General features: G+C 65.0%; 16 protein-coding genes and 2 tRNA genes. 6 read left to right on the top strand and 12 right to left on the bottom strand.

Translation table 11 applies throughout. The annotated features are described in order from the left end of the window. The first annotated feature begins 56 nt into the window (after nt 1–56). From AC0L3U_RS23945 to AC0L3U_RS23935, 3 genes are all read left to right on the top strand, one after another. Nucleotides 57–461, top strand: a complete 405-nt coding sequence (locus tag AC0L3U_RS23945) for a GFA family protein (protein WP_473363445.1) — start codon at nt 57–59, stop codon at nt 459–461. A gap of 63 nt (nt 462–524) precedes the next feature. Then, nucleotides 525–601 (top strand) — tRNA-Val (locus AC0L3U_RS23940). Nucleotides 602–729: 128 nt separating this feature from the next. Continuing rightward, a complete protein-coding gene (locus AC0L3U_RS23935; protein WP_473348634.1) occupies nt 730–1,590 on the top strand; it encodes a class I SAM-dependent methyltransferase in 861 nt (286 codons plus the stop codon). A gap of 202 nt (nt 1,591–1,792) precedes the next feature. Here the strand turns inward: AC0L3U_RS23935 and AC0L3U_RS23930 are convergent, their stop codons facing one another. From AC0L3U_RS23930 to AC0L3U_RS23905, 6 genes are all read right to left on the bottom strand, one after another. Further along, nucleotides 1,793–2,755, bottom strand: a complete 963-nt coding sequence (locus AC0L3U_RS23930; protein ID WP_473363444.1) for a cation diffusion facilitator family transporter — start codon at nt 2,753–2,755, stop codon at nt 1,793–1,795. A gap of 2 nt (nt 2,756–2,757) precedes the next feature. Continuing rightward, the gene (locus AC0L3U_RS23925; protein ID WP_473363443.1) at nt 2,758–5,976 is read right to left on the bottom strand and encodes an efflux RND transporter permease subunit; all 3,219 of its coding nucleotides are present in this window, start codon (nt 5,974–5,976) and stop codon (nt 2,758–2,760) included. Further along, nucleotides 5,969–6,958: a divalent metal ion exporter adaptor subunit IhpB gene (gene ihpB / locus AC0L3U_RS23920; RefSeq protein ID WP_473363442.1), complete on the bottom strand. Its 990-nt coding sequence runs from the start codon at nt 6,956–6,958 to the stop codon at nt 5,969–5,971. The genes AC0L3U_RS23925 and ihpB overlap by 8 nt, the downstream gene beginning before the upstream one ends. Beyond that, a complete protein-coding gene (gene ihpA, locus AC0L3U_RS23915; RefSeq protein ID WP_473363441.1) occupies nt 6,955–8,229 on the bottom strand; it encodes a divalent metal ion exporter subunit IhpA in 1,275 nt (424 codons plus the stop codon). The genes ihpB and ihpA overlap by 4 nt, the downstream gene beginning before the upstream one ends. A 55-nt stretch (nt 8,230–8,284) precedes the next feature. Next, the gene (locus AC0L3U_RS23910; protein ID WP_473363440.1) at nt 8,285–8,647 is read right to left on the bottom strand and encodes a hypothetical protein; all 363 of its coding nucleotides are present in this window, start codon (nt 8,645–8,647) and stop codon (nt 8,285–8,287) included. Nucleotides 8,648–8,767: 120 nt separating this feature from the next. Further along, nucleotides 8,768–9,130 (bottom strand): hypothetical protein, encoded by a 363-nt coding sequence (locus AC0L3U_RS23905; protein WP_473363439.1) that lies wholly within the window; start codon nt 9,128–9,130, stop codon nt 8,768–8,770. A 212-nt stretch (nt 9,131–9,342) separates the two neighbouring features. On the opposite strand from AC0L3U_RS23905, the gene AC0L3U_RS23900 reads away from it, so the two are divergent. Beyond that, a complete protein-coding gene (locus tag AC0L3U_RS23900; RefSeq protein WP_473289359.1) occupies nt 9,343–10,236 on the top strand; it encodes a hypothetical protein in 894 nt (297 codons plus the stop codon). A 56-nt stretch (nt 10,237–10,292) separates the two neighbouring features. On the opposite strand, the gene pepT is transcribed toward AC0L3U_RS23900, so the two are convergent. The 6 genes from pepT to AC0L3U_RS23870 all read right to left on the bottom strand — a co-directional run bounded on the left by pepT (nt 10,293) and on the right by AC0L3U_RS23870 (nt 15,312). Then, nucleotides 10,293–11,543 (bottom strand): peptidase T, encoded by a 1,251-nt coding sequence (gene pepT, locus AC0L3U_RS23895; RefSeq protein ID WP_473363438.1) that lies wholly within the window; start codon nt 11,541–11,543, stop codon nt 10,293–10,295. Between the two features lie 102 nt (nt 11,544–11,645). After that, nucleotides 11,646–11,990, bottom strand: a complete 345-nt coding sequence (locus AC0L3U_RS23890) for an HU family DNA-binding protein (RefSeq protein WP_473363437.1) — start codon at nt 11,988–11,990, stop codon at nt 11,646–11,648. A 194-nt stretch (nt 11,991–12,184) separates the two neighbouring features. Further along, nucleotides 12,185–12,261: transfer RNA gene (locus AC0L3U_RS23885), tRNA-Asp, on the bottom strand. 157 nt (nt 12,262–12,418) lie between these two features. Beyond that, entirely contained in the window at nt 12,419–12,622 is a 204-nt protein-coding gene (locus AC0L3U_RS23880) for a hypothetical protein (protein WP_026232877.1), read from the bottom strand. A gap of 142 nt (nt 12,623–12,764) precedes the next feature. Next, on the bottom strand, nt 12,765–14,060 hold the full coding sequence (locus AC0L3U_RS23875; RefSeq protein ID WP_473363436.1) for a spinster family MFS transporter: 1,296 nt from the start codon (nt 14,058–14,060) through the stop codon (nt 12,765–12,767). 61 nt (nt 14,061–14,121) lie between these two features. Further along, complete coding sequence (locus AC0L3U_RS23870) at nt 14,122–15,312, bottom strand: Rieske 2Fe-2S domain-containing protein (protein WP_473363435.1); 1,191 nt, start codon at nt 15,310–15,312, stop codon at nt 14,122–14,124. A gap of 181 nt (nt 15,313–15,493) precedes the next feature. Here AC0L3U_RS23870 and AC0L3U_RS23865 point away from each other — a divergent pair, with 181 nt between their 5' ends. Then, nucleotides 15,494–16,009 (top strand): MarR family winged helix-turn-helix transcriptional regulator, encoded by a 516-nt coding sequence (locus AC0L3U_RS23865; protein ID WP_473363434.1) that lies wholly within the window; start codon nt 15,494–15,496, stop codon nt 16,007–16,009. 225 nt (nt 16,010–16,234) lie between these two features. Next, nucleotides 16,235–18,487, top strand: a complete 2,253-nt coding sequence (locus tag AC0L3U_RS23860; RefSeq protein WP_473363453.1) for a TonB-dependent siderophore receptor — start codon at nt 16,235–16,237, stop codon at nt 18,485–18,487. Nucleotides 18,488–18,920: the final 433 nt, after the last annotated feature.

Raw genomic sequence — 18,920 nt, 5'->3', positions numbered from 1 at the left:
ATGATAAAACGGCGCCTTCGGGCGCCGTTTTTGTTGTGGGGCAGCGGATGACGACAATGCACATCGACGGGCAATGCCATTGCGGCGCGATCACCTTTGAAGCGGAGATCGATCCCGAGACGGTGTCGGTCTGCCATTGCCGGGACTGCCAGACCCTAACGGGATCGCCGTTCCGGGTGACGGCGATCTGCACCAAGGCCGACGTCAAGCTGACCGCCGGCACGCCAAAAATCTACGGCAAGCGCGGCGACAACGGCCGGATGCGCTTCCAGCACTTCTGCGCCGAGTGCGGTTCCCCGCTTTTCACGAGCGGCGAGGGCGACCAGGCCGACGACTGGGGCATCCGCTGGGGCAGCATCCGCCAGCGCGACAAATTGCGGCCCGTCAGGCAGATCTGGTGCCAGTCGGCGGCGGTGTGGATCGACGCGGTGCCACTGCTGCCGGGCCGGCCGGGAGATTGAGACCCAGGAATTGGCGTTCCGCGCTTGCCCGTTCGGGGCAGGTGGGGATAAAGAAGCGGCGAGGGGCGGTTAGCTCAGCTGGTTAGAGCATCTCGTTTACACCGAGAGGGTCGGGAGTTCGAATCTCTCACCGCCCACCAGCCTTTGCTCGCTTCGCGAGCTTCGGCTCGGCGAGCCAGCCTCACACGTTATTAGCGCGAAGCGAACGAAGGCTGCCGCGCCGAAGCCGATAGGCGCAGGCGGGCGATACCGAGCCACAGAGGCCCTGATGCAACAACCAAGCGGACACGAGCAGAACGCCGACCAGATCGCTTACTGGAACGGCCCCAGCGGGCAGCGCTGGGCCGATCGCCATGCGGCGCAGGAGAGCCTGCTTGGACCCATCGCCGACGTGCTGATCGAGCGCGCCAGGCCGAAGCCGGGCGAGCGCGTTCTCGATGTCGGCTGCGGCTCCGGTGCGACGACGTTCGCGTTCGCGAAGGCTGTCGCGCCCGATGGTTTTGCGCTCGGCCTCGATGTGTCCGAACCCATGCTATCGCAAGCGCGCGCGTTCGCGCCGAAAGGGTTGCCGCTCGATTTCGTGCTCGCGGATGCGACAGTGCATCCATTCGAGCCGGCGAGTTTTGATCTGCTCGCCTCGCGGTTCGGCGTGATGTTCTTCGCCGATCCCATCGCGTCTTTCACCAACCTCCGTCGCGCGCTGAAGCCAACGGGGCGGCTGGCGTTTGCCTGCTGGCGCGAGCCGAAGGAAAATCCGTGGATGATGGCGCCGCTGATGGCGGTCTACAAACACGTGCCCAAAATGCCGCCGGTCGGGCCGGACGAGCCGGGTCCGTTCGCCTTCGCCTCCGAAGAGCGCGTGACGCGCATCCTGAAAGGCGCTGGCTTCGTCGACGTCGCGATGGAGCCGCACAATCTCGCGATGGATGTCGCGATCGGCGGCGGGCTCGATGCCGCGGTCGAGGGCTCGCTCCAGATCGGCCCCGCCAGCCGCGCGCTGCAGGGCCATCCTCCCGAGACGTATGCCGCGGCAAAAGCCTCGATCCGCGAGATGTTGACGCCGTTCCTGAAGGGGCAGTCGGTCGCGCTGCAGGGCGCCATCTGGATCGTGACGGCAAAGGCGGCGTAGGCGCCGCTGTTCAAAAGTCGCTGTAACGCAAGCTGTGTGCAACATACTCGGTGTCGTCCCGGCGAAGGCCGGGACCCATACGCCTAGGAGTGGTTGTGGCGCGAAGCTGACAACCACGAGTCTTCCCCAAACGACTTCCTGTGGTTATGGGTCCCGGCCTTCGCCGGGACGACATCTCAGGTTTAGCCGACACGGAAACTCTTCACACCACATCATCCGGCGCCAGGGCGCAGCCGTTGTCGGGATGGGTCTCGACCTGAAGGGTGGTGTGACCGATGCGATGGGAGCTCTTCAGCATCTGCGCGGTTTCCATCAGGAACGCATCGCCGGCGCCGGTGGGCATGACGAGGTGGCAGGTCAGCGCCGTCTCGGTGGTCGAGATCGGCCAGACGTGGAGATCGTGGATCGCAGTGACACCGGGACGTGCCAGCAGAAACACCCTAATCGCGGCAATGTCGGTGCCCCTGGGCGCTGCCGCCATCGACATGTCGATGGAGCCGCGGAGCAGGCTGGTGGTGCTCCAGAGAATGGTGGCGCAGATGACGAGGCTGGTGACGGGATCGAGCCAGAGCCAGCCGGTCCAGATGATCAGCGCCGCCGAGATGACGACGCCGAGCGAGACCGCGGCGTCGGCCGCCATGTGCAGATAGGCGCCTTCGATGTTGATGTCGTCCTTGCGTCCGCGCGCGAACAGCATGGCGGTAAAACCGTTGATGAGGATGCCGATGCCGGCGACCACCATCACGGTGATGCCGGCGACGGGCTCCGGTTCGCGCAAGCGCAAAAACGCTTCCCAGCCGATCGCGCCGGTTGCGACAAGCAGGAACACCGCGTTCGCCAGTGCCGCCAGGATGGTGGAGGCGCGCAGGCCATAGGTGAAGCGGCCGCTGGGCGCGCGCCGCGCAGCGATCGACGCGCACCAGGCCACGACCAGGCCGAGCACGTCGGAAAGATTATGGCCGGCGTCGGCAAGCAGGGCGGTGGAGTTGCCGATATAGCCGTAGACGGCCTCGGCCACGACCAGCGCGGTGTTGAGCGAAATACCGATCGCGAATGCCTTGCCGAAGCTGGCGGGCGCATGGACATGGGCGTGGCCACCATGATCGTGATCATGGCCGTGGCTATGATCATGGTGACGATGGCCGTGATGGTCGTGGCTGCCCACCTCTAGCGCTCCCCGGAAGCTGCCAAATCAGGCGCCATTGTAGGCGTTTCGGCAGCCCCGTCACGGCGGAACAGCACGTAAAGCGCCGGCAGCACCAGCAGCGTCAGGACGGTCGAGGAGATGATGCCGCCGATCACCACGGTCGCAAGCGGCCGCTGCACCTCGGCACCGGCCCCGGTGGCAAGGGCCATCGGCACGAAGCCGAGGGACGCCACCAGCGCCGTCATCAGCACCGGACGCAGGCGTGTCAGCGCGCCCTCGCGCACCGCGTCGGCAACGGGGTGCCCCTCGCTGCGCAGCCGCTCGATGAAGGCGATGATGACGAGCCCGTTGAGCACGGCCACGCCCGACAGCGCGATGAAGCCGACGCCGGCGCTGATGGATAAGGGAATGCCGCGCAGCAGCAGCGCCATGACGCCGCCGGTCAGCGCCAGCGGCACGCCGGAGAACACGAGGGCCGCATCCGCCGCCGATCCCATGCCCATGAACAGCAGCAGGAACACCAGCAGCAATGCCACCGGCACCACGAGCGTCAGCCGCTTGGTCGCGGAGACCAGTTGCTCGAACTGTCCGCCCCAGCCTATCCAGTAGCCCGGCGGCAGCTTGACCTTCTCCGCGACGGCTGCCTCGGCCTCGGTGACGAAGGAGCCGAGATCGCGCGCGCGGACATTGGCGGTGACGACGATGCGCCGCTTGCCGTTCTCCCGGCTGATCTGGTTCGGGCCGGGCGTCGCATCGACGGTTGCGACCGACGACAGCGGCACATAGCGCATCTGGGCGAGGGGGGAGCCGGGCAGTGCGGTCCGGATCGGCGCACCGATTGTTGCTTCCTCACCCGGCGGCAGCGGGATCGGGATCGCCCTGATGGCTTCGAGATTGCCGCGCAGATGTTCCGGCAGGCGCACGACGATGTCGAAGCGGCGGTCGCCCTCGAACAGCTTGCCGGCCGACTTGCCGCCCACCGCGATCTCGACGATGCCCTGCACCTCGCTGATGCTGAGCCCGTACCGGGCGAGTGCCTGGCGGTCGAGACGAACGGTGAGGATCGGCAGGCCCGAGACCTGCTCGATCTTGACGTCGCTGGCGCCGCGGATGCCGCGGATCGCGGTCTCCACCTGTTTTGCCGCGCCTTGCAGGATGTCGAGGTCGTCGCCGAAGATCTTGACGCCGACGTCGCTGCGCACGCCGGAGATCAGCTCGTTGACACGGAACTGGATCGGCTGGGAGATTTCATAGGCGCTGCCGGGGATGTCGTCGGCGGCACGGTCGATGGCCTCGATCACGTCCGACTTGGACCTGCCCGGGTCGGGCCATTCGGCGCGCGGCTTCAGCATGATGTAGCCGTCGGTCTGCGCCGGCGACATCGGGTCGGTTGCGATCTCCGCGGTGCCGATGCGGGTGAAGAACTCCTTCACCTCCGGAATCTGCTTGATGCGCTTCTCCAGCGCCTTTTGCAGGTCCAGCGACTGGGTCAGGCTGGTGCCGGGAATCCGGATCGAGGCCAGCGCGACGTCGCCTTCGTCCAGGCTCGGAATGAACTCACCGCCCATGCGCGCGGCGGCAACACAGCTTGCGACCACGATGATGGCTGCCATGATTGCGACGCCGAAGCGGTTGTCGATCGCCAGCCGGAGCAGGGGGAGGTAGGCGCGCTTCGCCAGCCGCATGAACAGGTTTTCGTGTTCGGACACCTTGCCGGTGACGAAGATGGCGACCGCGGCCGGCACGAAGGTGATCGAGAACAGCACCGCGGCGCCCAGCGCCATCAGCACCGTCAGCGCCATCGGGGTGAACATCTTGCCTTCGACGCCGGTCAGCGTCAGCACTGGCAGGTAGACCACCGCGATGATCAGCGTTCCGAACAGGTTCGGCTTGATCACCTCGCTCGACCCGCGCTGGATCGCACGCAGCCGTTCGGACATCGTGAGCAACCCGCCTTTCTCGCGCTGGGCCTCGGCCAGCACGCGCAGGCAGTTCTCGACGATGATCACAGCTCCGTCGACGATGATGCCGAAATCGATCGCGCCCAGGCTCATCAGGTTCGCACTGACCTTGGTCTCGACCATGCCGGTGACCGTCATAGCCATGGACAGCGGAATGACGCAGGCCACCACGAGCGCGGCGCGGATGTTGCCGAGGATCAGGAACAGCACAGCCACGACCAGTGCCGCGCCTTCCACCAAATTGTTCTCGACGGTGCGGATGGTGGCTTCGACCAGATCGGTGCGGTCATAGACGGTCCGCGTCACGACGCCGTCGGGCAGCGATTTGGCGATCTCCTCGAGCCGGGCCGCGACACGACGCGCCACGGTGCGGCTGTTCTCGCCAATCAACAGCATGGCGGTGCCGAGCACGGTTTCCTCGCCATCGCGCGTCGCGGCTCCGGTGCGCAGGTCGCGGCCTTCGGTGACAACAGCGATATCCCTGATCCTGACGGGATTGCCGCCGCGCGAGCCGATGACGATGTCCCTGATCTCGCCGACATTGCCGACCTGGCCCGGCGAGCGAACCAGATATTGCTCGCCGTTGCGCTCGATATAGCCGGCGCCGACATTGGCATTGTTGGCGGCGAGCGCCGTCATGACGTCGCGAAAGCCGAGCCGGTAGGCCATCAGCTTGCCGGGATCGGGCAGCACATGGAATTGCCGCTCGAAGCCGCCGATGGTGTTGACCTCGATCACCCCCGGCACGTTGCGAAGCTGCGGCTTGATGATCCAGTCCTGCACGGTGCGCAAATCGGTCAGCGAATAGTCGTGGCCGCTTTGCGTCTTCGCGCCCGCCTTGGCCTCGACGGTGTACATGAAGATTTCGCCGAGCCCGGTCGAGACTGGTCCCATCGCGACCTCGACGCCGGCCGGAAGCTGGTCCTTTGCCTGCTGGATGCGCTCGCCGACGAGCTGGCGGGCGAAATAGATGTCGGTGCCGTCCTTGAACACGACCGTCACCTGGCTCAGGCCGTAGCGCGACAGCGAGCGGGTGTAGTCGAGTTTCGGCAGCCCGCCCATCGCGGTCTCGACGGGGAAGGTGATGCGCTGCTCGGTTTCCAGCGGCGAATAGCCGGGGGCACGGGTATTGATCTGGACCTGGACGTTGGTGATGTCAGGGACGGCGTCGATTGGCAGGCGCTGGAAATTCCAGGCGCCGAAGGCGACGGCGCCGAGCGCGAGCAGCAGGACCAGCCAGCGCTGCTGCAGCGAAACCGCGATGAGGCGCTCAATCATGCTCGGCCTCGCCCTTGCCCATCTCCGCCTTCACGACGAAGCTGTTTTCCGCGACGTAATGCTCGCCGGCCGATAGACCGGCCCTGATCTCGACATGGCGGGGATCGGAATCGCCAAGCTCCACCGGGCGCGCCTCGATCTTGTCGCCATCCTCGCGGACGAACACGATGGTCCGGTTCTCCAGGGTCTGGATCGCGCTTCGGCGCACCGCGACCGCGACGTTGCGAGCGGCGAGGATCAGCCGTGCCGTGACGAACAGGCCGGGACGCAAACGCCCGTCCGGATTTGGCAGCACCACGCGCGCCAGCGCGGTCTGGGTCTCGCTCGATCCAATCGGGGCCATGTAGGAGATCGTGCCCTTGATCTCGCCGCGGCCGTCGTCGGGATCGATCAGCACCTCGTCGTTGAGGCGGACACGCCGCAGGTCCTGGCGATAGATCGACAGATCGACCCAGATGGTGGTGAGGTCGGCGACGACGAAGGCCGGCTTCTGCTCGGAGGCGTATTCGCCGAGCGAGATCTGCCGCTCGATGACCGTGCCGGCAAGCGGCGCCTTGAGCTCGTAGACGGTGAGGCTCTGGTTGCTCTCGATCGCGGCGAGCAGATCGTCCTTGCCGACCCTGTCGCCGATGCGCTTCTGGATCGATTTGGCGACGCCGGGAAAGCGCGGCGTCACCTGCACCACGGCTTCCTGGTTGGCGCGCAGGATGCCGTTGAAGGCGAGCGTGTCGGTCAGCGTGATGCTCCCGGCCTCCGCCAGCGTCACGCCCGCGGCGGCGAGTTTGACGTCGGAGATGCGGATGCGGTCGGCGCCGTGCTCGTCCTGTTCGACATGGTCGTTCGGCTTCTCCGGCTTCTTGTCCGCGGCGTGTTCGGCATGCTCGACCCTGGCCGGGCCGAGCAGGGAATAGCCGTAAGCGCCAAGTGCGGTGCCAAGCGCGGCGGCAAACAATGCGACGAGGATGGTGGAGGACGTCTTCATCGTGCGCTCTCCCGCGCCAGCGTGAAGGGATTGCCGACGAGGCCTTCGATGGTCGCCACCCCCGCGTGGAAATTCTGCAGTGCCTCCTGCTCGCGCAGCCGCGCCTGGGTGACGCTGGCCTGGGCGTCGAGCACTTCGAGCAGGCTGAAGCGGCCCTGGCCGTAGCCTTGCGCGATCGCGTCCGAGGCTTCGGTGGCCTTGGGAATGGCGCTCTCGCGCAGCACCGCCAGCTCGCGCAGCGAGCCCTGCAGCGAGTCGTAGGCGCGGCCGGCGACCACGATCAGCGTGTTGCGGTTGGCCTCGCGCTCGGCCCTGGTCTTGGCAAGGCTTTCCTGCGCCGAGAGGATATTGCCCTGGTTCTGGTCGAACACGGGGATCGGCACCGAGACGGTGAGGCGCGCCGCGTCGTCATTGGTCTCGTTGAAATGGCGCCAGCCGGCGGCGATCCGCACGTCGGGATAGGGCCGCAGCCGCGCCAGCAACAGCTCGGCGTTGCGCTGGGCATAGATCGCGGTCCAGCGCACCAGCTGCGGATTGGCATCGATCGCGGCGACGACCGACTGGAATGTCGGCGGCCGTCCCATGGTGTCGAGCCGTCCGGAGACCTCGCCGAATTTCGGTGCCGCGTCGCCCATCAGGACCGCAAGCTCGCGCCGGGCGCTGGCCAGCGTCGCCTTGAAGCGCTCGCGGTCGGCCTTCACCAGGGCGGATGCCACTTCCGCACGGCCGGTCTCGGCCGGCGAGGAGGCACCGGCCTCGACGCGGCGGCGCAAAAGCGGCGTCAGCCGGTCAATGGCGGTGATCTGCTCGTCGAGGATCTGGATGCGCCGCTGCGCGCCGAGCACGCTGAGGAAAGCGATCGCGGTCTCCGACAGCACCTCCAGCCTGACGGCCTTGCGCTGGATCGCGGCGACCTCGATGCCGGCGACACCCGCGGCAATCCGCGCGTCGCGCTTGCCAAACAGCTCGAAGGCCTGGCTGATCTGGAGCGTGGTCTCGGCCGATCGCGTGCCGCGATAGATGCCGGACCCGAACGAATTGTCCTGTTCGTAGGTCAGCTCCGGATTGAGAAGCGCACCTGCCTGGATGCGCTGGCCCGTGGCGATGCCGACATCGCGCTCCGCCGCGGTCAGCCGCGGGCTTGTGGCCAGCGCGCGCGAGAGCGCGCTGCGCATCGTCAGAGTCTGGGCGTGAGACGGCGCAAGCGCCAATCCGGCAATCAGACACGCTGCCGCGCACGCCAGGCGCGCGGCCATTCCCCTGCAAAACATGAAACCGACCTTTGAAGGATGAACCTCATGGGCGCGGAGCGCCCGACCAATCCGTTCAGGCCATATGTTTGGGAGGCGGGGAGTCGGTATCGAGATTAATGCCGGCGAGCCGGGATGCGCGTTGCGGGCGCGATGCGGACACGAGCCCGATCGATGCGGCCGGTGGCGCCGGCTGCGCCACCGTCACCGAGAAGCAGCCATGGCAATGATGCCCGCCGATGGCCTTGTGGTCGTTGTGATCTGCGGAGCCATCAAGGACGGCGCTGATCTCCGAGCCGCCACCGGGCGTGGTGACGTCGATGTCGTGCGGGCCATGCAGCACTCCCGCGAGCAGGTAGACAACCGCGATCAGCACAGACAGCAGCCCGCGCCAGTTGCGCGGTCGGCATGATCCTGAGGGCTGGCGGTTCGCGAGCACGATTTCACTCTGGTTGCGGTCTGTGTCCGGCCTAGCATGGGGGCGGGAACAGTGTCGACCCGCAACATTGTTACGCCCCTGGAACAATCGCCGCAGCGATGGCGAAGACGACAGCGCTTCTTATTGGCGCGTGATCAGGCTCAACTGGGCATCGGCTGACGCTCCGCTTGCTGCATTCGGCAAATCGCCGGCTTCGACCGTCACGACGGCGCGACAGCCGGCTTCCATGGCGCGTTCCAGCCATTTGATGGCTTCATCAATCCACTGGTCGTGGTGCTCGGGATCGGCGATTGCCTTTTCCCGGAATGCATCTGCCTGATGAAGGCACGCGGTTCTGCGATCCACGCCGCTCTCCCGATCCGGAGGTTCCGCCCCGATCGCATCCTTGATGATCGGAGAGCCGGCGTCGTTAACATAGGACAGGAACCGCCGCCCAAAAGAAAGCCCCAGCCAGGACTGACCGGCTGGGGCTTTCGTGCTCACAAACTTCATCCTTGGGACTTGGACAGATAATCCGCAGCGCGCCAGTTCGTTCCCGCGCCTCGGTCCAGTTTGGAACGTTCTTTCTTCGTTGTGATTAGCGACGAGGAGAAATCGAGGAGGACGGACCATGGACGGATTGATTTATCTCATCGGCTTGATCGTGGTGGTCATGGCGATCCTGTCGTTCTTCGGCCTGCGCTGAGAGAGCGGCGATGACGATGGAAACTCTCATACGGGAAGAGATCATGGAAGGCGGCGGCGTCGCTGCCGACGACCGGCGCACCATCCAGTGGAGCTCGGTCATCGCAGGCGCTTTGGCTGCCGGCGCAATGTCGTTCATCCTGGTCGGCTTTGGAGTCGCCGTCGGTCTGGGCGTCAGTTCAGCCTCGCCGACATGGCGCGATGCATCGGCGGCCCTGGCCTTGCTGTCGGGGCTGTATCTGATCATCCAGGCGATTATCAGCTTCGGCTTCGGCGGCTATGTCGCCGGCCGGACAACGCGACCAGCCCCGGCGATCACAACGATCGAAGACGACGGCGAACGGCGGGACGGGCTGCATGGCCTGATGTCCTGGGCGCTTGCCGTGCTGCTTGGTGCCGCGCTGCTCGCGATACTCGGCGCAGCTGCGATTGATCGTTCGCCGATGCGCAGTTCGGCGAGCAATACCTCCGCCGCCGAGCCTCTGTTGAGCTACGAGCTGGACAAGCTGTTTCGCGCGCCGCGGCGGCCCCCTAACACGGACCTCAGGGAAGCCCGCGCCGAAGCAGGACGCATCCTGATGACGTCATCGAGCCACAGCGGCGTCAGCACCGATGATCGCACCTATCTGGTGCAGCAGGTGGCCGCGCTGACGGGACTCGCGGCACCCGACTCGGAACGACGGGTTGACGCGCTGATCGCGGATTCAAGGACAGCGATCAATCGGGCGCGGCGTAATTCCATCATCGTCGCCTTCTCCGTTGCCGCAGCAACCCTGATCGGCGCTGCCGTGGCCTGGGCTGCGGCGGTGGCCGGCGGGCGGCACCGCGACGGAGAGCCGCTGCCGAACTGGATGGCAAGCTCGAACCGCTTCCATCGCAATCCGCGCGCGATGCCGGTGCCGTAACCTGCAGGAAGATGGCCGGGAGCGATCCCGGCCATATTGCCTTTTGACGAGAGGCGCTAGGCCTTCTCCTCCCAGATCATGGCGAGGTGGACGATGGTCTGGACCGCCTTCTCCATGTCCTGCCGGCTGACCCATTCGAGCCGGGAGTGAAACGCGTGCTCGCCGGCGAAGATGTTGGGGCAGGGCAGGCCCATGAAGGACAGGCGCGAGCCGTCGGTGCCGCCGCGGATAGCGGTGCGCATCGGGCGCAGGCCGGCGCGGCGGATCGCTTCGATGGCGTATTCGAGAATGTGCGGGTGGCGATCGATCACCTGCTTCATGTTGCGGTACTGCTCCCGCACCTCGAATGTGTAGGTCGAGCGCGGAAAATCCTTCATCACGTCCTTGACGATGTTCTCGAGCAGGATCTCCTTTTCCTTCAGCCCGTCCTCGGTGAAGTCGCGCACGATGAAGGAGAGCGTCGCCTGCTCCAGCGCGCCCTCGATCCCGATTGGATGCAGAAAGCCCTGCTTGCCTGATGTCGTCTCGGGCGAGCAGCCTTCGCGGGGCAGGCGCTCGACGATGGCGGCGGCGATCTTGATCGCGTGCTCCATCTTGCCCTTCGCATAGCCGGGATGGGCGCTGACGCCATTGATGGTGATGGTGGCGCCGTCCGCCGAGAAGGTCTCGTCCTCGACGCAGCCGGCGCTCTCGCCGTCCATGGTGTAGCCGAACTCGGCGCCGAGCTTCTTGATGTCGACATTGTCGACGCCGCGGCCGATCTCCTCGTCGGGCGTGAACAGGATCTTGATGGTGCCGTGCTTCACGTCCGGGTTGTTGATGAAAAAATGCGCGGCATCCATGATCTCGGCCACGCCGGCCTTGTTGTCGGCGCCGAGCAGGGTGGTGCCGTCGGTGGTGATGATGTCGTTGCCGATCTGGTTTTTCAGCGCCGGATGCTCGGCGAAGCGGATCACCTGGCTGGTGTCGCCGGGCAGCGTGATGTCGCCGCCGCGATAGTTCTTCACGACCTGCGGCTTGACGTTCTTGCCGGTGACGTCGGGCGAAGTGTCCATGTGCGAGCAGAAGCAGATCACCGGCACCTTCTTGGTCGTGTTCGCCGGGATCGTTCCGTAGACGTAGCCAAAGTCGTCGAGATGCGCGTCCTCGACACCCATGGCCTTCAGTTCGGCGGCGAGCACACGGCCGAGGTCCTTCTGTTTCTCCGTCGAGGGCGAGCTCGGGGATTCCGGATCGGACTGGGTGTCGATGGTGACGTAGCGCAGGAAGCGCTCGGTCACGGTATGCGAAAAGGTGAGGGAGGACATTTCTGGTCAAACCGCCGGGTCAGGGGAGAGGGGCGGTATACCAGAAAAGCAGGGCGCGGTGAGGCCGGAGGACGCTGATCAGGCTTAACGAAACGTGAGGGGTCAGATCGCCTCTTTCAGTTCCTTCACCGGGCGAAAAGCGACCTTCTTGCTGGCCTTGATGTGAATGGGCTCGCCGGTGGCGGGATTACGGCCGGTGCGGGCGGCGCGCTTGCGGACCTGGAGGATTCCAAGCCCGACGATCCGGACACGGTCGCCCTTCTTCAGGTGCTTGGTGATCAGGTCGACCATGTCGGTCAGAACGGCCTCAGCGCGCTTCTTCGACAGGTCCTGGCTCTCCGCAATGTCGGCAGCGAGGTGCTTGAGCGTGATGGTGGCGGGAGCGGCAGACTTCTTCGCCGAATCCTTCTTGGCCGAATCCTTCTTGGCCGAGTCTTTCTTAGCCATGTCTGGCCTCCTCAATCACAGGGGCCCCGGAAAAACCGCTAAAAGCGTGGGGATCCCTCCAAGTCCTGGAAGGCCTAGACGATTCGGGCTTGGGCTGACTATGGCGCGAATTCTCGACGGATGCCGGCAATCGCCGTCACAGCCGCGAAAGGCGTGTAGAAGTTTGTTCTAAGGCTATGAAGGAATTGCCAAAATGGCGCGAGAGACGGGGCTCGAACCCGCGACCTCCGGCGTGACAGGCCGGCGCTCTAACCAACTGAGCTACTCCCGCGTGGTTCGCTGAAAGCGCGCGGAACGAGGGGGGACTTAAAGGCGGGGCTGGGTGAAGTCAAGGATGTTGCACTTTGCCAGGCCTCGCCGGCTAAGTATTGTTTGGAAAACGAAAAGGCCGCCCGCAGGCGGCCATTGGTCATCCCGGAACAGGGTTGTCAGCGGATCTCCGACGTCCCGGCGCTGGTGACCACGACCGGCTTGCCGGCCTTGATCACGTGGGCGGATTGGGCGGTCTGGCTGTAATCGGCATTGGTGCGGGCTGCGATCCCGAAGCCGGCCACCGTGATGCCGGCTACCAGCGCCACCACCACGATCTTCAGGTGGGTCGCACGATCAGCAGAGTGGATGGAGTGGTTCATCTGAGCCTCCCGACGGGCTTTGCCGCCGTCTATGGCTCTTTTTGTAAGGACCGTCTGTTTCCGGATTGTTTCGCGGGTTCCGCAAAATGGTTTCATGAATACGCCCGGTTGGTTTCGCCGGGCTTGCAGGCCTGCACCGGCCTCAGGCGGCCGCCCGGCCGATATCGTCCCGGATCGAGCGCGCCGCCCAGACGAACAGGAGGGCCCCCAGAATGGTCGTGACCGCCGCCGAGAGCAGCGAATAGCGCACGGCGTCGGCGCCGTAAGCGCCCTTCAGGGCGTCGTTGACCATGCCCACGGCGAGCGGGCCGACGCCCTGGCCGAAGCAGGTCGCGGTGAGCGCGATGAGGGCGGAGGCCAGCGCCCGCATGCTCGGCTTGGCGACCGTCTGCGCGATCGCGAAGATCGGCCCGAGATGGAAGCCGACCAGGAACGAGGTCAGCGCCAGCATGGCCACCATCATCGCAAAGTCCTGCGTCAGCATGCACAGCGCGAACACCGGCCCGGCAAGGCCCGAGGTGATCGCAGGCGCCCACAGCTTCCAGCGATCGTCGCGGCGGCTGATCTGCGCCACCACGAAGCCGCCGAGCAGGGTGCCGACCATGCCGGCGAGCCCCTTGAAGGTACCGGCATAGGTGCCGATCTCGGCGCTCGACAGATGGTGCACGCGCGCCAGGAACGGCGGGATCCAGGCCGCGGTCGCGTAGTTCGTGTAAGTGGTGAGACAGAAGCCGATCAGCACGATGATGAAGCTCTGCTGCGAAGCCAGGAAGCGCAGTGTCGGCCCGAGCGGCTCCGGCACGAAATTCTCCTGCATGGCGCCGCGCTTCGGCTCGGAGATCGTCAGCCACAGGACAATAGCGAGCAGGATTCCAGGCAGGCCCGCGACGTAGAACGCCATCCGCCAGCCATAGTGCTGGTTGACGTAGCCGCCGACGAAATAGCCGAGGAAGACGCCGAGATAGGTGCCGACGGCGTAGATGCCGAGCGCGCGCGGACGCTCGTTCTTGGCGAAAAGATCAGCGACGATCGATTGCGAGGCGGGCGAGCCTGCGGATTCGCCGATGCCGACGCCGATCCTCGCCAGCGCCAGCGAGGTGACGCTCGAAGCGGCGCCGCACAACGCCGTCATCGCGCTCCAGAACGCAAAGGCGACGGCGACGATGTTGCGCCGGTTGAGCCGGTCGGCGACGCGCGCGATGGGAATGCCGAGCAAGGAATAGAACAGGGCGAAGCCGAAGCCCGCGAGCAGGCCCATCATGGTGTCGCTGAGCTGGAACTCCTTCTTGATCGGCTCGATCAGCACGTTGAAGATCGTGCGATCGAGGAAGTTCAGCGCGTAGATGATCGTGAGCAGGCCCAGCACGTAATAGCGCCGCGCCGAGGGTTTTGCCGCGGCGGCCGTTTGCACCGACATTTGTGACGTCACATCGACCATCGCTTCCCCCAATTAGTCTTTGTTATCGTTGCCGGTCCAGCTTTGATTGGAGCTGGTTGCTTCACGCGCCGCGGATGTAATTCCCCGCTTCGAATTCGACCGGAGGCGCGCTCACATCGAACGAGATTCCGATCGGATCGCGGCCTGCTTCCATCGCCTCGAGCTGCTCGCTCAGCATGCGTCGGATCATGAGGATGCCGCGGTCGCTCTGGCCGAAATGCTCCTCGGAATGGATGGTCTGCGGTCCCTGGCCGACCTGGGCTTCGTAGTCGCCCGGAAATTGCTGGTGCTCTTCCTCGGTCATGTCCCACCAGAATTTGCCGTTGAATTTCGAGCGCATGCGCCCGATGTCGCCGGCGTTCTTGACGCGGCCGGCGACGTAGATGCGGAACGAGGTGTCGTCGATCGGCAGCGTCCAGCCGATCGACTCGACGCGGGCGAACTGCGCCACGCGCGGGTTCGGAACGACGCGCAAGGTAGGGAGCGCCGCCTCGGTGACGCGGTAAAACACCTTGCCGTCATCCTGCTTGCGGATCGAGCGCACGGCGATCCCGCGCGGCGTCTTGTCGAACGTCACCTCCGGCATCGACGCCATCATGTTGGTGAATTGCGGACCCGAGAACGAGCCGTGCAGCACCGGCACGTGGTAGGGATCGACCACATTCTCGAAATGCTGGAGCCAATTGCAGGGGATGATCGCGGGACCGCCGCCGCCGATCGAGGAATCGTCGGCTTCGACGAACTCGCCGTCGTCCATGGTCTCCAGGCATTGATAGGCCGGCAGCACCGGGCGTTTCTCGGCCGGGCCCATATAGGCGAAGATCAGCCCGTAGCGTTCCTCGACCGGATACCAGGGCTGGCGCACCTTGTCCTTGAACTGGCCGCCGTCGGGCTCGCAGGGCTGCTCCAGGCAACGGCCCTCGGTGTCGAACTTCCAGCCGTGATAGCAGCAGCGGATGCCGTCCTCCTCGACCTTGCCGTAATAGAGCGTGGTGCCGCGGTGGCAGCAGCGGGCGTGCAGCAGGCCGGCGCGGCCGTGCTTGTCGCGGAACAGCACCAGATCCTCGCCGAGCGCGCGAACCTTCTTCGGGGTGTCGGTGGCATCGCTGATGAGCCCGACCGGATGCCAGTAACGTCGCAGCAGTTCGCCCATCGGCGTGCCGCGCACGACCGAGGTGAGCTCGGTGCGCGTGTGCGCCGGCTTCATCGCATAGGCCGTGCCGAGATCGCGATCCCGCTGGGTGATGCTCATGCTGGTCCTCCCGCAGTCGGCCGTACCGGCCGGGCCTTTTTTGATGCCTTGTGCTAAGTGAAGATTAGATCAATGACAATGTCAACGACTTCCAAATACCTCTTAGTCGCATTCGGATCAGGCTGGGGAGGTTGCGCTACCAAGACTTGGCACGCCGCGGCTTTCTTGGCAGAGGTGGATCATGAGCCAGACATCAAGCAGGGCCGGGCGCGCATCGTCCGATGCGGACGAAAGTCAGTCGCCGGCGCCGATCACTGTCATGCTGTCGTCGCGGCTGATGGTGCTGGCCAATTTGCTCAAGCGCGGCGCCATCCTGCGCTACAAGCGTCTCGCCGGATTGTCCTCGGTCGAGTTTGGCCTGGTCGCCTCGCTCGGCCGGCGGCCGCCGATGAGCGTGGCGCGGCTTGCGGAAGCTGTCGGCCAGGACAAGGGGCAGATCAGCCGCGCGCTTGCGGAACTCGTCTCGCGCAAGCTGATCGCGAAATCAGCGAACCCGAAGGACAGCCGCGAGGTTCTGGTCTCGCTGACCGCAACCGGTCTTGCGGCGCATGATGCGATCGTCGCCGGTGCGCAGGAGCGCAATCGGCGCTTGCGCGAACATCTGAGCGAAGCCGAGTTCGAGACGCTGCTGCAGCAGGTCGATCAATTGACGACGATCGCCGCCGAGCTGCTCGAGAGCGAGAAGATTTCGCGCTGACATCTCGGCAATCCGGGACATGTTGGATCGCTTCCAAGAACCTTTCCAAGAATCTTTCCAAGAATCCTTCCAAGACTCTTTCTAAGACTCTTTCTAAGAGGCTTTCAATTAGGGAATTCGCGCGCGCTCCCCTAAGCGTCACCGCAAGCGCATGCCGTCATGGGACTGACGGCATGGGCAAATCAAAACACGCAGTTTTGGGGTTGCGCGTTGAACAGTCTTGGAATGCTGCGGTCGGCCGTATTGGCGACCGCATCCGCTTGGGTTTTGGTGCCGCAGGCATCGCTTGCACAATCTCCTGCGCAGAGTGGCGCGCAGAACATTCCGTCGGTAACCGTCACCGCACCGGAAGCGCGCCGCCGGGCGGCGCCCTCCGTCCAGCGCCGCGCGCCGCAATCATCCGAGCAGGCAGCCAACCGAAGCAAGCCGCAGCCGCAGCGCAATGTCGGTTTCGTGGAGACCCCGCTCGGCCCGGTACACGGCTACGTCGCCGGCCGCAGCTCTTCCGGCACCAAGACCAACACGCCGATCATGGAGACGCCGCAGGCGGTGTCGGTGATTGGCGCGGAGCAGATCCGCGACCAGAAGGCGAACAAGCTCGACGAGGTCCTGCGCTATACCGCCGGCGTCCGCGCCGGGACCTTCGGCGCGGACACGCGCAACGACTGGTGGCTGATCCGCGGCTTCAAGTCCGACGAAGTCGGACTGTTCCTCGACGGCATGCAGCTGTTCTCCACGTCCTATGCGACCTGGAAGCTCCAGACGCCCAACATGGAGCGCGTTGAGGTGCTGCGCGGTCCATCGGCCGTGCTCTATGGCGGATCGAGCCCGAGCGGCATCGTCAACGTCATCAGCAAGATGCCGCCCGCGGAGCCCGTCCGTTTCATCGAGACCGGCGTCAACAATTTCGGCAACGCCTATGTCGGCTTCGATGTCGGCGGTCCGGTCGCGACGAGCTCTGAGAACGGCAAGCTGTTCTACCGCGTCGTCGGCCAGGTCCAGAACGGCCCCACGCAGGTCAATTTCACCCCGGACAACAATTACTTCATCGCGCCGTCGGTGACCTGGAAGCCGGACGCCGACACGACGTTCACGGTGCTGGCTTCAGCTTCCCGGCAGGAAACCCGCGGCATCAACTTCCTGCCCTATCAGGGCACGGTGACCAACGCTCGGTTCGGCAAGATCCCGACCAGCTTTTTCGCCGGTGATCCCAGCGTCGACAAGTTCACGCGCGAGCAGGAGATGCTGGGCTACCAGTTCGAGCGCAATCTCACCGACGATTTGACGTTCCGGCAGAACGCGCGCTTTGCCCATGTCGACGTGACCTATCGCGGCTACGTCGGCAACAACTGGGCCGACATCAACACGGCCAGTCTCGGTCGCTATAATTGGTATGCGAAGAACACCGCCAACCAGGCCAATCTCGACAACCAGCTTGAGTACCGCTTCAACACCGGCGCGGTGCGGCATACGATGCTGTTCGGGGTCGATTTGAAGGGTTATCAGATCGACGACTATCAGGCCTTCAACTTCGGCACCGTTCCTTCGATCAACGTCTTCAATCCCGCCTATGGATTTGACATTCCGTTGACGGGCGCACCGTTCCGCAACTTCCAGATCACGCAGAAGCAGGCCGGCACCTATCTTCAGGACCAGATAAAGCTCGGCAACTTCACGCTGGTGCTGAGCGGCCGCAACGATTGGGTCGAGACGACGCAGGCTGGCCGTGATACCGGCGCCACGCTCGCCAGCCGCGACGACAGCAGGTTCAGCGGGCGCGCCGGGCTGATCTACAATTTCGACAACGGCATCGCGCCCTATGTGTCGTACGCCACGAGCTACAACCCGATCATCGGCCTCAACGCGCAAAACCAGCTGTTCCTGCCGGAGGCCGGCCAGCAGGCGGAAATCGGCGTGAAGGTCGCGCCGCGGGGATTTGACGGCTATTTCACCGCCTCGGTGTTCGACCTGAAGCGCCAGAACGTGGCAACCACTGATCCCGTCGTCACGACCTTGCAGAACCAGACCGGCGAGGTGACATCGCGCGGCATCGAGCTCGAAGCGGTGGCGAACGCCACGCGTGAGCTGAAGCTGATCGGCTCGTTCACGGCCTACCATTTGTTCAACAGCAGGGATCTGGATCCGTCGTTGGTCGGCAAGACCCCGACAAACACGCCTGAGCTCCTGGTGTCCGGCTGGGCGGACTACACCTTCAAGGACGGGCCGCTGGCGGGGTTCGGCTTCGGCGGCGGTGTCCGCTATGTCGGTTCGTCGTGGGCGGATACCGCCAATACCCTCGAGGTTCCCGCGGTCGTGCTCGGCGATCTCGCGCTCCACTACGAATGGCAGAACTGGCGCACCGCACTGAACGTGGTCAATCTGACCGACAAGATCTACGTCGCGAGCTGCGCGGCGGCGTCCTCCTGCTTCTACGGCGATCGCCGGCGCGTCACCGCCAGCATCTCCTACAAATGGTGAGGCAGATGACGAGAACAGGCGAGGGAAGGCCATTGTGAGAGCCTGACCGGCTCGTCACCTGGCTTCCACCACGAGATCGATGAGCTTGCGGGCTATGCCCCCCGGCCCGAAGCTCATGCGAGCGCGGCGCGCGACGACCCAGCCACGTTGCCGCCGCGCTCGCCACTGATTTTCCGCCGCGGCGGAAGCGGGCGCCGCCCGCCCGACGCATTCGCCAGACGGGCCCGGGTCCGACCGTGATGCATGGCTCCCGGATCGCTCGCCCGATAAGGGGCGCGCCTGTCCTCGTCGTCATCTGGACTTTGCTGCGCCGCGGCCTAGATAAAGTGAGCCTTCCCAACAACGGACGTCACGGCCCAGCGGGTGTGGACTGATCGAGGCGCCCTTGCTGGGGCTGTCGATCTGCTCCATACCAGCCGCGGGGTGATTCCGG

The sequence above is a fragment of the Bradyrhizobium sp. Kon69 genome (assembly GCF_055807515.1).
This window is presented reverse-complemented; position numbering and strand designations above follow the sequence as displayed.